General features: G+C 63.0%; 18 protein-coding genes. 3 read left to right on the top strand and 15 right to left on the bottom strand.

The window, feature by feature from the left end; genetic code table 11:
- The 8 genes from AX735_RS22440 to AX735_RS22405 all read right to left on the bottom strand — a co-directional run.
- Positions 1–301: aquaporin (locus tag AX735_RS22440; RefSeq protein ID WP_231750227.1), on the bottom strand; the 301-nt coding region annotated here is incomplete at its 3' end.
- Between the two features lie 72 nt (positions 302–373).
- Positions 374–868: a hypothetical protein gene (locus AX735_RS22435; RefSeq protein WP_066284840.1), complete on the bottom strand. Its 495-nt coding sequence runs from the start codon at positions 866–868 to the stop codon at positions 374–376.
- Between the two features lie 3 nt (positions 869–871).
- Entirely contained in the window at positions 872–1228 is a 357-nt protein-coding gene (locus tag AX735_RS22430; protein WP_066284839.1) for a hypothetical protein, read from the bottom strand.
- Between the two features lie 104 nt (positions 1229–1332).
- Positions 1333–2130 carry a hypothetical protein gene (locus tag AX735_RS22425; RefSeq protein ID WP_066284838.1) on the bottom strand — a complete coding sequence of 266 codons (798 nt, stop codon included), beginning with the start codon at positions 2128–2130 and terminating at the stop codon, positions 1333–1335.
- Positions 2131–2263: 133 nt separating this feature from the next.
- The gene (locus AX735_RS22420) at positions 2264–2683 is read right to left on the bottom strand and encodes a hypothetical protein (protein WP_066284837.1); all 420 of its coding nucleotides are present in this window, start codon (positions 2681–2683) and stop codon (positions 2264–2266) included.
- Positions 2680–3474 (bottom strand): CPBP family intramembrane glutamic endopeptidase, encoded by a 795-nt coding sequence (locus tag AX735_RS22415; RefSeq protein ID WP_066284836.1) that lies wholly within the window; start codon positions 3472–3474, stop codon positions 2680–2682. Before AX735_RS22415 ends, AX735_RS22420 begins: the two co-directional genes overlap by 4 nt.
- Before the next feature lie 16 nt (positions 3475–3490).
- Positions 3491–4162, bottom strand: coding sequence for a hypothetical protein (locus tag AX735_RS22410; RefSeq protein ID WP_066284835.1), 672 nt, complete (start codon positions 4160–4162; stop codon positions 3491–3493).
- Between the two features lie 35 nt (positions 4163–4197).
- A complete protein-coding gene (locus AX735_RS22405; protein ID WP_137776215.1) occupies positions 4198–4899 on the bottom strand; it encodes a hypothetical protein in 702 nt (233 codons plus the stop codon).
- Positions 4900–5148: 249 nt separating this feature from the next.
- On the opposite strand from AX735_RS22405, the gene AX735_RS22400 reads away from it, so the two are divergent.
- Both AX735_RS22400 and AX735_RS22395 read left to right on the top strand, forming a co-directional pair.
- Complete coding sequence (locus AX735_RS22400) at positions 5149–6267, top strand: helix-turn-helix domain-containing protein (RefSeq protein ID WP_082751265.1); 1119 nt, start codon at positions 5149–5151, stop codon at positions 6265–6267.
- 16 nt (positions 6268–6283) lie between these two features.
- The gene (locus AX735_RS22395) at positions 6284–7591 is read left to right on the top strand and encodes a POT-type proton-dependent oligopeptide transporter (RefSeq protein ID WP_066284832.1); all 1308 of its coding nucleotides are present in this window, start codon (positions 6284–6286) and stop codon (positions 7589–7591) included.
- 177 nt (positions 7592–7768) lie between these two features.
- Here the strand turns inward: AX735_RS22395 and AX735_RS22390 are convergent, their stop codons facing one another.
- From AX735_RS22390 to AX735_RS22360, 7 genes are all read right to left on the bottom strand, one after another.
- Positions 7769–8158 (bottom strand): lysozyme inhibitor LprI family protein, encoded by a 390-nt coding sequence (locus tag AX735_RS22390; protein ID WP_066284831.1) that lies wholly within the window; start codon positions 8156–8158, stop codon positions 7769–7771.
- Positions 8155–8592, bottom strand: coding sequence for a copper resistance protein CopC (locus tag AX735_RS22385; protein ID WP_171007861.1), 438 nt, complete (start codon positions 8590–8592; stop codon positions 8155–8157). Before AX735_RS22385 ends, AX735_RS22390 begins: the two co-directional genes overlap by 4 nt.
- A gap of 5 nt (positions 8593–8597) precedes the next feature.
- The gene (locus AX735_RS22380; protein ID WP_066284829.1) at positions 8598–8999 is read right to left on the bottom strand and encodes a copper resistance protein CopC; all 402 of its coding nucleotides are present in this window, start codon (positions 8997–8999) and stop codon (positions 8598–8600) included.
- Between the two features lie 77 nt (positions 9000–9076).
- A complete protein-coding gene (locus AX735_RS22375) occupies positions 9077–9895 on the bottom strand; it encodes a hypothetical protein (RefSeq protein ID WP_066284828.1) in 819 nt (272 codons plus the stop codon).
- A gap of 46 nt (positions 9896–9941) precedes the next feature.
- Positions 9942–10259, bottom strand: coding sequence for a hypothetical protein (locus tag AX735_RS22370; RefSeq protein WP_066284827.1), 318 nt, complete (start codon positions 10257–10259; stop codon positions 9942–9944).
- A gap of 106 nt (positions 10260–10365) precedes the next feature.
- Entirely contained in the window at positions 10366–11388 is a 1023-nt protein-coding gene (locus AX735_RS22365) for a DUF4424 family protein (protein WP_066284826.1), read from the bottom strand.
- 10 nt (positions 11389–11398) lie between these two features.
- A complete protein-coding gene (locus AX735_RS22360; RefSeq protein WP_137776211.1) occupies positions 11399–11806 on the bottom strand; it encodes a lysozyme inhibitor LprI family protein in 408 nt (135 codons plus the stop codon).
- A 155-nt stretch (positions 11807–11961) separates the two neighbouring features.
- Here AX735_RS22360 and AX735_RS22355 point away from each other — a divergent pair.
- Positions 11962–12810, top strand: an 849-nt coding sequence (locus AX735_RS22355; protein WP_156447585.1) for a hypothetical protein, incomplete at its 3' end; no start/stop codon positions are given.

Here is a 12810-nt window from a genome sequence, read left to right as displayed (position 1 = left end):
CGGCGAACAGCACCGCCGCCGCCACGATCGCACCGGCCAGCTGGGCGATCCAGTAGCCCGGCAACTGCTTCCACGCGAAACGCCTGGCAACCGCAAGTCCCAGCGAGACGGCGGGGTTGAAATGCCCGCCGGAAATCCCGCTCACGGCATAGGCCATGGTGAGCACCGTCAGCCCGAAGGCCAGCGATACGCCGGCAAAGCCGATACCCAATTCCGGGAAGGCAGCAGCGAGCACGGCCGATCCGCACCCGCCAAAGACCAGCCAGAACGTGCCGAAAAACTCCGCCGCCAATGCTTTCATGACTCCCCCCTGTTCATTCGGCCGCGCCTGTCCCGGTTGCGCGGCGGTAGCTGGCATCAGGCCAGTGCAAAATCAGCCTGTCGTTGGTGGGTCGAGAACCAGATGCTTGGCGTCGCGCGCGTTGCGCTCGACCTCGGCATGTTCGCAGAACGCCTTCTCGTCGCTGGCAGCGATCGCCAGTTGGGCGCCGAAGACCATGCCGAAGCCCATCATCACCTGCCGCTCGCGCAGGTGCAGCGCCTCGGAATCGACGTCGAGCATCTTCCCCTTGTCGTCATAATAGATGATGTTCATCTCGTCTTCGAAGCGCGCCTTGTTGACGCTGAAACCGGCGCAGGTGATCGCCACGGCCTGCTGGTGCGCCATGGCCTTGACGACATTGCGCTGCCCCTCGTCGAGCCCGGCCTTGGTCATGGCGGCGTTGAACGCCCTGGTGACAGTCAGGTCCATATGCACCTGGGTATCGGGTTCGGTGGTGGCGGCCTCTGCCTTGGGCGCGGGCCCTTCGGAGCATCCCGCGAGCGCGGCGAAGGCAGACAGGGCGGCGGGAAGGATCAACAGCTTCATCGCTCAATACCCCCGATCATAGGGATCATAGCCGAACTCGCGGCTGGTCCATTCGGCCGAATAATAGCCCTTGCGATAGCATTGCCGCTGGCTGCGATAGCAGACCACGTTCTTCGCGGCCTGGTAGCTATTCCCCCAGCCGCCGCGATAGTACTCGCGGTCATAATAGCTGCGATCGCCCTCGCGGTTGCGGCGTCCGCTCGATGCGGCCGCGGCGATGCCGACAATGGCGAGACCGATCGCCGCGCCCGTCGCCCGGTCCCGGTCGCGATGCCGGTGATGGTCCCGCGCCAGCACCGGCGCGGGGGCGGCCAACCCCGCCACCACGCTGGCGGCTATGATGAAGCGTGTGATCGACATGCGTTTCTTCCCCCCTTTGGAAAGGCAAAAGGATCAAACATGCCGGGCCGGTGCGTTCGCGCTCTTCTGCCCGGGGCTGGTGCGCCCGTTGAAGGTCGGTCCTGTCAGTCGCGGCAGGTGCGGGGCGATACGCTCTCGATCGAGACGACATAGCCGTTCTGCGAATTGAGGATCAGGCATTGGCGCGATTGCGACCGCCAATACGTCATGTACCGGCCGGTATCGGTCTTCTTGTTGTCGAGCTGCAGGAAGCCCCGGCTTGCCAACTGGCCGGTGGCGTAATTGCGCTCCTGACCCTGCAGGTCGTTGAAGTCCGCATAGCCGCTATAACCGCCGCCGTAATTGTAGCCGTTACGGTAGCTGGTCTGGCTCGCCCGCTCGCGCACGCCCGAATCATAGCCGTTCGAATAGGCGTCGGAACGACTGTAATTGTGATAAGGCTGGTTATAGAGGCCGTCGCGATGGCCGCGCTCGAAATCGGCGGTGCCGCGCTCGTCATAATCGCGGTCACCGCGATGGTGCGACTTGCTGGCCAACGCCGCGATACCGAGCAGCGCGACCGCGCCGACCGCCACCGCAGCCGCCTTGTCGCCATTGCCACCCTTCTGGTTGCAATCGGCATTGGTCGTCTTGTTCAGCGACTGGAAACTGCCGTTATAGGTGACGACCTTGACGCATTCCTTGGTGTTGCCGTTCCACCAGTAATTGATCTTGCTGTCATCCTCGACATGGCCGGAAATCCGGTTAAATCCGCGGTATTCGAGCTGGTCCTCGCCGCCTGCAGCGCGGGCGCCGACCAGATCGCGCACCGATCCGGGGGCCTGCGCCGCTGCAGCAACCGGTGTCATCACCATCGCGACAATAGCGAGCGATGCCGCCGCGATGTTCAACTGCCTCATCATCCCCGTTCTCCCGAATCCGTTCCAACTTATCCAACTGTTCAGCAAGTTTGACACATCTGCCGTGCCAGACCATTTGGCATTTGTTGCCACCGACTGTGCAATTCGTGCCAATCGGCGGCAAATGGATCCAAAATCAGCCGGTTGCGCCAATGGTGATGTTAAAGCTGACCGACTCGTTTCGGCGGGCCGCATTGCGCATGAGAAACAGGTCGATCTTGTAGTCGCCCGAAGAAGGAATGGTGTCGACAAATTCATTGCCCGAGACCGAACCAATGAACATCGCCTCCATCGCACCCGGGCCGGTCACATTGAAATTGGCCGATGCATTGTTGGACACGAGCTTGACCGTCATCTTCTGCCCGGCACGCAGATTAACCAGGAACGTGCGCGACTGATCGCCCTTCAGCGTTCCCTTGATTGCCTTGGAAGAAGTGCCCTTGGCGAACTGGACGCGTTCGGGCTTGGGCATGGGGGCCTGGGCCTGGCTGCCCATCGGCAGGGCAAGAGCCCCTGCGGTCAGAATGGCGGCGGCGAACTGCAGACGTAGTTTCATGGCTTTGCTCCTGTGGTGAAAGGCGATGGATCCAGGCTGTCGTCGCGCCATCCGGCGCGAACCTGATCGTTGCGCACCAGCCAGAGCCCGTAGAGAAACAGCGGCCCGGTCAGCAGAATGCCGAACACGAGCTGCAGGCCAGTATCGGCACCGGGCGCGGCCGCGTGGTCGGCGCCGCTGCCGACCAGAAAGACGACGAAATCCCAGGCGGCGTGCACGATCATGATCGGCAGGATCGAGCGCATGCGGATGCGGATGGCGAGATAGGCACAGCCGCTCATGAAGGCGTTGAGCGCCTGCACGCCGGCCGCCGGGAGTTCCCCGGTGAGGATCGCGTTGAAGACATGGACCGACCCGAACGCCATCGAGACGAGAAAAAAGCCGGGCCAGAAGGGCATCGCCCTGCGCACCGCGCCCCACAGCACGCCGCGAAAGGCCAGTTCCTCGCTGAAGCCGACCATCGCGGTGTTGACCAATACCATCGCGACCGCCGCAGGCTGCAAATGGCCCTGCACGATCCCCGTCGCGCCAAGCGCCAGCAGGTAGAGCCCCGGCAGCCAGAGCAGCACCAGGCTCCGCCAGGGCTGGGGCTTGCGAAAGCCGAGGTCGCGCCATCCTGCCAGCCAGGCAACGACCACGAGGAACAGAGCTGCCGAGCCCACCCCCCAGGCGAGGCGGCTGGTGATCAGCGATTGCAGTGAAATGGTCGAGGAAACCTGCAGCCGCGCCGACCCCAAGGTGATCACCGCCCAGATCGCGACGGTGATGGCGGCCAGTGCCAATCTCTTCATGGGCGCGTGCATCGCCTCAGCTCCCCTGCCCGGCGAGCACCACCCCAGTGGCGGTCGCGATAATCAGAAACGAGGCGATGGCCGAGCCCAGCAATGCATTGCCGAAGGCGCGCGCTAGCGTGATGTCGAGCTTGGCGCGGAACCACAAGGCCTGCTGCGCCAGATACCAGGCGATCAGTCCGGCAAAGATCAGCCAGGATATCTCGAGCGCGCCTGAAAAGCCTGCATGGCTGAACGATCGCCCCAGCCCGAAGGTCATCGCCACCGGCGCGGTGACGAAGCACTGGCTGTAGAAGACGGGCTTGAGCGTGTCGCGGTCGAGATCGATCTTCAGCAGCTGCAGCAATCGCAGCGACAGGATCAGCGGAAACAGGCTGAAGATGAACACCCGGAAGACCAGCAGGTTCTGGGTGTCGGTCAGAAACGAGGGCAGCAGCTTTACCGCCTGCGCGGCCGACGACCGCTCGAACACGTGACTGACCAGCAGGCAGACCATCAGGAACAGCGGCGGGCTCAGCGTGTCCTTATACTGTTCGGACTGCACGTCGCCGAGTTCGGTATCGGCATAGTCCATCATCCGCTGCGGGTGGCGCACCGTCAGCCACAGGGTCCGCGGGAAGAACACCAGCATCACCATGACTTCGTAGAGCAGTTCCTCGAGCGACTTGAGAAGCCTCATGAAATCCATGGAGTGCTCCCCTTGCCGCTCGCACTACTCAAGGCTCAGTCACCCTTCAGAAAGGCGTCGGGCACCTCATAGCGTTCGGGCCCGATCGTCACGATCGTGGTGTCGCCATCGCGCTTGCCCAGCACCTGATATTTCGACGATCCATCCGCCTCGTTGGTGTTGGCCGTCACGATCTTCCCCGCCTGATCGAAGATCAGCATCCTGCTGTTCACCCCATCGGGCCAATCGATGAAAACCAGCGTCTGCCCGCCTTCCTGGTTGCGCTTCACCCCCGCATCGCACAGCGTCGGCTTCATGCCGCGATAGCCTGCACAGCGCAGCTGGGCGGTGGCATTATAGTCGGTCCCGGCGACCTTGCTGTCACCCCGTCCATCGCCGTCGCCAGGCTGCGCCGCTGCCGCATTGGGCACCGAGACGAGCGTCACGCCATCAATGTCCTTCAGAACCGTGCCGCCCAGCTTCTCGGCCTCGGCTTTGTTCGGGCATCCGACCAGCGATGCGCTGTCGTCCAGGAAATCGACCGTCGCCGCCGATTCCCCGATCCGGCGACACGGGGCGCCGGCAGCTGGGAAGCCATCGCCGAAGACCGGAAGGCTGGCGGGCCAATCAAAACCGGCAGGCGATTGGCCCATGGCCTCGGTCGCATTCGGCTGCGGCGCCTCGCTGCTGCACGCGGCCACCAGCAGCACGCCCATCGCGAGGCCCAAGGCTGATCCGATCGCACGCATCGCTTGCATGTTCATCGCCTCCCCAGTCGATGCGCCGGCACGCCCGGCCGACATCGGGTGATTCCCGAAAGTGCAGATATATTGCTGCACCCTTGCGTCGACGGCCATGGTCAAAGCTCGCCATCGCATGGACAAATGACGCCAAGTATCTGGCACAGCACAACGAAACAGTGACGCATCATTTTGTTTTTACTGAAGTTACAATTGCTATAGCATGGCGGTGTCGGGCCGGGACGCGCGACACGGGGGCACCAGACAATGTCGGTGGAGTTTGACAGAAGGCAGCTTGAACTTTCCGCTCCGGCTCAACCGCGATCCGCCGGTGCAGGCCGCGAGGATGCCGAAATTGCCATCAGCATGCTTGGCAGGCGGGCACAGCTCAAGGTTCAAACTGCAACCACGCTGCATTTCGGCCAATGGCTGAACTGGCCCGACTGGCTCCGCCATGGCACCTCGCTGGCGTGCGATGGACCACTGCCACGGACGGTCAGCCTGGCCGATGATCTGATCATCATCGGCAACATCATCGACAATTGCGACGCCTTTGCGCTTATCGGCAAGATGCTGGCCGCGCCGCGACCGGTGATGGGAACAGCCGGAACGCTATCGCTGCTGCATGCCCCCGATCTCGGTCAGGCGCTGCGCACCGTGGTCAAGGCCATCGCCAGCCAGAACCCTTTCGTGCTGATCACCTTCGAGGAAAGCGAAGACCATATCGGCATCAGCCTGGCTCCACCCTGGCCGATGGGACCGCTGTTCCAGTTTTCCGCACTCACTGCGCTCGCGCTGGTCTACCGCGCGGTCGAGGCGCTGTCCTTCGCGGATCCCGCCGAGATGGTGCTCGAAACACGAATATGCTGCGACCCGGCTGCCCAGGCCATGCTGGCAGGCTTTGCCTGTCGGAAAATGCAGTCGGACGAGGCCGAACGGCTGCGTTTTCCCAGCCGGTGGCAGTCGATCCAGAATCCCGATTATGACCCGCTGCTCTGGGCGGTGGCGCATAGCAAGATCGCGGCGATGGAATTGTCCGTCAGCGAACCCGACGAGTTGGCAAGGATACGCGACGCCATTGCTCGGATGCTGGCCAGCGACCATCGCGCACCGCGGCTGAAGCAGATTTCCAACGCACTGGACATCTCCAGTCGCACCCTGGTCCGCATGCTGGCGCGTCATGGCACCAGCTTCCATGCGCTGGTCGAACAGGAGCGAAAGGCCAAGGCGCGGTTGCTGATTGCAGACAGCGGCATTTCGCTCGCCGAAGTCGCACGGCTGCTGGGCTTTACCGACATGTCGAGCTTCGGCCGATCCTTCCGGCAATGGTTCGGTGATACGCCGGGCAATATTCGTAGGTCATGGCAGAACGGTTCACCGGTCTAGGCGGGATCATTCGGGGATGACCAAGCGCGTTCCGCTGCCGAAGGGCGTTCGCAGCCTGTGCGTGACCGTCGGATTCGAGCGGTTCGCCTATTACGGATTGCAGAGCGTCCTGGCCCTGTATCTGGCGGAAATGCTGTCGGATGGGCGCGACCCGGCCAGTATCTGGCTGCTCGATGGCCTCAGCCGCCTGACAGGGGCTAAGGGTGTCGCGCTGGCATCGGTGGTGGTCGGATCGTTCGTTTCGTTGGCAGCGATCGCACCGGTCATCGGGGCGCTGCTGGCCGACCGACTGATAGGCCAGCATCGCGCGGTGACCGTAGGTGGGCTTTTGATGACCTCGGGCCATGGCCTTCTCGTCGTGGATGCGGCGCTGCTGCCCGCGCTCGGTGCCATCGCCCTCGGCTCGGGACTGTTCAAGGGGCCCGCGGCGGCCAGGTTGAGCGGGCTTTACCAGGCCAGGGACAGCGAGCGGGTCGAAGGCTTCCGGCACTTCTACATTGCCGTCAACCTGGGCGGATTGCTGGCGCCGCTGGTTATCGGGACCGCCGCGGAGCGGATCGACTGGCATGCAGGTTTTGCTCTTGCATGCGCCGCGATGCTGGCGGGCCTTCTGGTCTACTGGTCGCATTTCGCCGGATCGACCGTCGCCGAACCGCAATTGGAACGAGTGCCAGATCCGTCGACCCTGCCTGCAGCCAGTGACATGCTGACCATCGGCGTCCTTGGCATCAGCGTCGCCATGATCTGCGTGACGAACTTCCAGATTGCCAATGCCTATCTGCTATGGGCGGATACGGGCTTCGTCCTTTCGCTGGGACAGTGGATTTTTCCTGCAAGCTGGATGATCGCGGCAGATGGCGTGCTCAGCCTTTTCGCGCTCGGCGCGACGCGAATCTTCTGGGCTCGCCATGAGCGCCGCCATGGCAGCACCCGACCCGCCACCAAGGCGGCCATCGGCGCGGTATTCGCCGTTGCGGGGGCTGCCTGCATCGTGCTGGCCGCCGGCATCCACGGGCGGAGCGATGTTCCGGTCTATTGGGGACTGGCGTTCCAGTTGCTGAACAGCCTCGGCCTCGCCAATATCCTGCCCGCGGTCATGGCCATGTTCGGTCAATCGAGCGCAAGAGGGTTCGCGGCTACGGCCATGGCGGGATTCTATCTGTCGCTGTTCGCCGCTAGCCTGGTCAGCACCGCCCTGGCCAGCCAGTTCAGCACCCTCTCGATCCTGGTCTTCTGGTCGGCCCATGCCCTATGCGCGGTGTTCGGCGCATCGGGACTGATCATCATCTGGTACCGATCCAGGCTCGAGCGAGCACCCGAGTAGCGCGGCCGTGTTGGCGTTCCGTCGAACCAGTGTAGACGGTATCTGGAGGCTGCCGCAGCCACCTGCGGGTTGTGGGAGCGCGGGGGGTGTGCCGCGCTCCCGGTCGATCGCGCCGGTACGGGTCGCATTGACCGGCGCCATCGACATCTCGAAGAACTCTTGGGAATATCGGGGGGATCAATCCAGCGCGCTGCCATCCTCCCATTCGACCAGCCGCAGGATGCGGTTCTCATAGGCGAACGCGATGCAGGCGATGCGCTTTCCCTTGCCGCCCATGCACTGGTTGCGGCTGGCGATCCATTTGCGCTGTTCGCCGATCAGATCGGGCCAGGCCGCGCGCGGCGTCTGCTTCTGCGCGTTGACATACCGCCGCGCCATCTCGCGATCGAGATTGGACAGTTCGTAGTCCGAGCAGATCACCTCATCGATGCTGCCCTTGCGCGCCTTGGCACAGTTGAAGCTGGGCTTGCCGTCCTGCGGATCGACCTTGGCAAGCGCCGGCGCGGTGCCGCTTGCGGTCAGGACAAGGGCTGAAGCAACGGCAAGGGCAAATCGGGTGCGGATCATTGTTCTGTCTCCATGGGTTCGCTTGCGACGGTTTCCTCCGTCGCTGGCGGGGCGGGTTCGCCCTCGATGCGGAAATCGATGAATCCGTTCAGCGACTTGAACGACCTGGAAACCAGCAGGTAGGACAGGCTGTAGCTTCCGGGCTGCTGCAACGCTTGCGGCAGGCGGTAGCGGAACCGGGTCTTGCGATCACCGGGCCTGGCCCCCGCCTCCGGCTCGGCGGTCATCTCGCTGTCGTCGGGTAGACGCAGGCTCACGCTGAGCACCTCTGCCGGCTCGGCAAAGCTGAGCTCGATCGTTGCCGTTCCCGCCGCGACGACGCTGTCCCTGGCGGGAGTGGACGCGACAAGCATGGCGCGCGGCTCCAACTTTTCAGCGGCTGCCGGGGTCGCAAGCGCACCTGCAAGCGCCGCTGCGATCAGGATTTTGCGCATGACCATCACTCGAGAATGACGAACGAGGAATAGCCCGACACCGTGTCCATCGTGCCATCCGTGCGGTTCACCTCTGCCACGTAGTTGATGAAATACTGGCCGGGAGCAGCGACCGGCACGGGCAGGTCATAGCTGGACACCATGCTGGTCTGGCCCCCGCCATTATTCTCCATCACATCGAAGACGACGAATTTCGGTCCGTCCTGCATCTCGATATCGACATGGCTGATGGTCACTTCGGTGCTGAAGGTCAGCTGGATCTGCGAAACCGGTTCGCTTTCCATCCCGTCCTTGACCGGGAACAAGAAGACCAGTTCCGGTGCTGGCTGGGCATGGGCCACCGATCCGGTACCGGTCAGCGGGAATGCGGCCAGCAAAGCGGCGGCGAGGGCAAATGTGCGTTTCATGATTTTGTCCCTGGATTGCGGGTTGGGGGCAAGGCGGCTAGCGGGTGCCCTGCCCCCTCGCGGGAGCGGTTGATCGTTCAGCAACCGCCCTTTTTCTTCTTCTTGCCCAAGCCGCCGAGCATGCTGCCGAGCACCGCGCCGCCCTCGCCTGCCACCGCGCCGCCAATTGCGGCGCCGGTCGCCGATCTGCTGGCACAGCCGCTGGCCTGCGCGGTCTGACCATCGCCCGAGCTGCTGCCGGACGCGGCAGAAGCGCCGCCACCCTTGCGACCGAATATGCCGACCAGACCGGGCGTGTTTTCGTAATCGGCACCCTGGGTGGCCCCTCTTCCGGCAGGAGCGAAGATTATGTTGACGTCCGAGATCGCTTCGTCCTCAGCCTGAGCGCGCGTCAGAGTGGTGGTCTTTGATGTGCACCACAGGCCCCATTCATCGACCTCATCGGCTCCGCATGCCGCACCCTTTTTCAGTCGCGACTTCGGCGACTTGTCCTGGTGATAGGAAACGCAGGTCGTACGGGCGCTGTCGCTGGTGTGATACCCGACCGGGCAGCGGTCATATTCATCGGCCTTGGTAAGGTTACCAAAGGTCGGGTCCTTGTAGCTTATTGTACTTTCGGGCTTGTCGGTGCACCACTTGCCGTCCTTGCGATAACCGGCAGCGCAGGGCTTGCCGTTCGGGTTGGGATAGACCGCAGGGGCGCTCGATCCGAGCGGATAACAGGTCTTGTCGCTCGTCTCGCTGCTGCCACCGCCGACCTTGTAGCCGCTGGGGCAGCCCCGATAGCCAATGGCCGGGGTGGGGCCTACAGTGCCCTGCGCCATCGCAGGGCTGGCAAAGGAAATGGCAGCAAACGCCATGGCCGCACCGGCGGCGAGTATGGTGAGCATCTTCATGTCATGAAACTCTTGAGAGGTCGCAAATCATCGGGACGGGGCCGGATCACGGCTTCCTGGTCGAACACCACAGGCGATGGACCTCGTAATATCCGCTGGCGCAGGTCTCCTTTTCCTTCTTGGCGTAGATCTTGGGCGCAAGACTGCCCTGCGGTTCGCACAGCTTGGTATTCTCACTCACCGTGCGCCACCCCGACGGGCAGGCGGTGCCACCGCTCGGACGCTCCACCGTGCCGGTATTGGTGCCCTGCGCCTGCGCGGGCATGTTGATCGCCGCAAGTGCCATCCCGCCGATCAGCGCCAGATTGGCGAGCGACAGGCCTGCGCTAATCAGCAGTTTCTTGCGGTTCTGGGACTTGGGCATCGTCTACTCCTGTTGTCGTGCATTTCGCTGACAACAGGGTTAGACGCGGGTTAACCGCAATGGCATCCCATGGAGAATGGCTCCCATATCATGGGATGCCAGTTTGCTATTGCCCACCTTCCAAGGGCGTAAAAGTGACGAACAGCAGGTCGATATCGCGTGCCGGCTCAAAATCGGTCTTGACCACCTCGAACCGGGTCGGGCTGACCTTCCTGATGCCGTCCATGCACAGGCTGACCAACCGGTCGGGGTCGCCCTTGTCCACCGTCAGGCGAAAGCGCTTGATCGGCCCCTTCCAGTTCGCACCGGGCGTGAGCGCATAGCCGATCCAGCTTTCGATCGGAAAGAACAGCTCGTTCTCCTTGCCCGAAGGCAGATAGCGCTTGCGATCGAAGCCGCGCAGGAACGCGTCATCGACGCAATATTTGGTGACATATTCGCTCTCCGGATCCAGCCGCCCGTTCTCGCGAAAATCGCGACCCAATGCGCTGCCCACGGTGCCGCCCTGCATGGGGGAATAGCTGTGCTCCACCGTGATCGGAACGCCGGGTGGAAAGGTCTGCGTGCGCACGAAACTGGTGGATACGGTCCAGGCCGGTCGGACATCGCCCTCGGTCACGAATTCGGTGGTGAGCAGCCCTTCGGCCACCAGTGCCGACTTGTCGTCAGCAGACAGGGCATTGAGCCGCGCGGCGAAGTCCGGGTCCTTCCAGTGCACCACCGGCCAGCCGAGTTCCTTAAGCCGCTTGTCGACATCCTGGCCGTTCACCTTCGCGATATCGATGCGCATCAGGCCAGCTGGCTTGCCATTGACCAGCGTCTTCATGTCGATGAGGTCGAGATCGGGATAGGCGGCTTCGACCCATTCGGGATCCGCCCCTTCCAGCGGCACATCGGGCAGCGGAAAAGCGACCAGCAGCGTCACCGGCTTGTCGCCATGATTGGTATAGGTGTAGCGGACACGCACCCGATCGAGGGACAGGAACAGGTCTTCGCTGTCCATGCTGATCTGATCATTGGGTTCGAAGATCAGCCCGCCCATGGTGACATTGGCCTGAGTATCGTTGGCCGCCACGGGCAGCGGAGCCAGCACCGCCAGCGTCATCGCCGACAAGGTTGCGCGTTTCATGTCTTCCTGCTCATTCGCCCAGCCAGGCCGAACGGTCGATCCATTCGCCCAGCCGCTCAATACGCGATTCATAGGCAAAGGCGATGCACGGCTGGCGGTCCGCCCTGCGCTTCATGCACAAATTGCGGTTGGCGATGAATTCGCGCTGCTCGCGCAGCAGCTTGCCCTTTTCCACCGGAGGTGTCTGCATTTGTGCGCGCTGGTAATCCAGCCCCATCGTGCGGTCGAGGATCGATAGCTCGCGATCCTGGCAGATGACCAGATCAATCGTTCCTGGCTTGGCCTTGGCGCAATCGAAACTGGGTGCAACCTTCTTGGGAGGGATCGCCTTGACCTGGGCTTGTACCGGTCCGACCATCGCCATCGCCATTGCCGCGACGCTGGCCAGGACCGGCAGATATCCCTGAAAATTTCGCATGTCTTTCACCTTGATGAGACGTTCGCTTGCATCCGCCCGATCAGGGTAATGCCCAGCACCGGCAAAGGGCAGCGGCTGTTTCATGGTGCCATATCTGGCCAGCGAGCTGATTTTCCCCTCTTTTCAGATGCGTGGCTTTGCGGCAGGGCAAACGTATGCAAAGTCGTGCTGTCTCGATAGCGGAAGTGGATGGCCAGCCAGCCGCATCCGATCGGCCTTATGCCGTCCGCCTCATCGTTGCGATCGCCATCGTCCAGCTGCTGTTCTGGGGCATGGCCCTGCTCGTGCGCCCTCTGGTCGCCGATCCGGTCTTCGAACAGAACCGGCTGACGGACGTGCTGATGGTCGGGCCCGATGGCCAGCAGACCAAGGTCGAGGGCCGCCCGAACTACTATCTCGGACCGGCGCGCCTTACGCATTTCATCGGGCATAAGGTGCTCGATCAGCCCGCTGAGGGGCTTATCGTCTTCGCCTCGCGCTTCAATCGATGGGCCCGGCTTCTGGTCAACGGAAACTACGTTCCCATGTCGGATTCGCCGGCCTGGCGCGGCGGACGCCTCGGGGGCAAATGGGTGGTGCCGCCGGCCTTTCTGCGCGCAGGTGACAACCGTATCGAGATCGAAGTGCGACGGGAATGTTGCCGCGCCTTCCTCGGAGCGGTCATCGTGGCCCCGCCCGGCACGATCGATATCGCCATTCGCCAATGGCGGCTGAAAAGCCTGTTCCCGTCGATCGGACTGATGGTGGTCGGGCTGTTCGGCGCTCTTTCGTGCCTGATGGCTGCTGGCCGCTCGCCTTATCGGCAGGAGGCCTTCGCCGCCGCCCTCGCCTTTACCGGTATGGCACTGGGCGGCTTGTGGCAGGTCGACATCCTCACGCCCTCGAGCAAACATGTTTATGGCGCAGCAGGGCAATTGACGATGCTGGCGACCTTCGCCGGACTCGTGGCGCTCGCCGATCGCTGGTTCCCCGGTGGTCCCCGGTTCGACCGGGCGCTGATCGCT

It is taken from the genome of Blastomonas sp. CCH1-A6 (assembly GCF_001556365.1).
GTDB lineage: Bacteria > Pseudomonadota > Alphaproteobacteria > Sphingomonadales > Sphingomonadaceae > Blastomonas > Blastomonas ursincola.
The sequence above is the reverse complement of the archived record's forward strand: the minus strand, read 5'-3'. Positions and strand labels throughout refer to the sequence as shown.

What these genes read in the sequence shown, in the direction of transcription:
- AX735_RS22360 (WP_137776211.1), bottom strand. Translation starts at nt 11,806, where the DNA reads ATGCGAAATTTTCAGGGATATCTGCCGGTCCTGGCCAGCGTCGCGGCA.
- AX735_RS22420 (WP_066284837.1), bottom strand. Translation starts at nt 2,683, where the DNA reads ATGAAACTACGTCTGCAGTTCGCCGCCGCCATTCTGACCGCAGGGGCT.
- AX735_RS22430 (WP_066284839.1), bottom strand. Translation starts at nt 1,228, where the DNA reads ATGTCGATCACACGCTTCATCATAGCCGCCAGCGTGGTGGCGGGGTTG.
- AX735_RS22380 (WP_066284829.1), bottom strand. Translation starts at nt 8,999, where the DNA reads ATGAAACGCACATTTGCCCTCGCCGCCGCTTTGCTGGCCGCATTCCCG.
- AX735_RS22390 (WP_066284831.1), bottom strand. Translation starts at nt 8,158, where the DNA reads ATGATCCGCACCCGATTTGCCCTTGCCGTTGCTTCAGCCCTTGTCCTG.
- AX735_RS22410 (WP_066284835.1), bottom strand. Translation starts at nt 4,162, where the DNA reads ATGGATTTCATGAGGCTTCTCAAGTCGCTCGAGGAACTGCTCTACGAA.
- AX735_RS22400 (WP_082751265.1), top strand. Translation starts at nt 5,149, where the DNA reads ATGTCGGTGGAGTTTGACAGAAGGCAGCTTGAACTTTCCGCTCCGGCT.
- AX735_RS22370 (WP_066284827.1), bottom strand. Translation starts at nt 10,259, where the DNA reads ATGCCCAAGTCCCAGAACCGCAAGAAACTGCTGATTAGCGCAGGCCTG.
- AX735_RS22415 (WP_066284836.1), bottom strand. Translation starts at nt 3,474, where the DNA reads ATGAAGAGATTGGCACTGGCCGCCATCACCGTCGCGATCTGGGCGGTG.
- AX735_RS22405 (WP_137776215.1), bottom strand. Translation starts at nt 4,899, where the DNA reads ATGCAAGCGATGCGTGCGATCGGATCAGCCTTGGGCCTCGCGATGGGC.
- AX735_RS22425 (WP_066284838.1), bottom strand. Translation starts at nt 2,130, where the DNA reads ATGATGAGGCAGTTGAACATCGCGGCGGCATCGCTCGCTATTGTCGCG.
- AX735_RS22365 (WP_066284826.1), bottom strand. Translation starts at nt 11,388, where the DNA reads ATGAAACGCGCAACCTTGTCGGCGATGACGCTGGCGGTGCTGGCTCCG.
- AX735_RS22435 (WP_066284840.1), bottom strand. Translation starts at nt 868, where the DNA reads ATGAAGCTGTTGATCCTTCCCGCCGCCCTGTCTGCCTTCGCCGCGCTC.
- AX735_RS22395 (WP_066284832.1), top strand. Translation starts at nt 6,284, where the DNA reads ATGACCAAGCGCGTTCCGCTGCCGAAGGGCGTTCGCAGCCTGTGCGTG.
- AX735_RS22375 (WP_066284828.1), bottom strand. Translation starts at nt 9,895, where the DNA reads ATGAAGATGCTCACCATACTCGCCGCCGGTGCGGCCATGGCGTTTGCT.
- AX735_RS22385 (WP_171007861.1), bottom strand. Translation starts at nt 8,592, where the DNA reads ATGCGCAAAATCCTGATCGCAGCGGCGCTTGCAGGTGCGCTTGCGACC.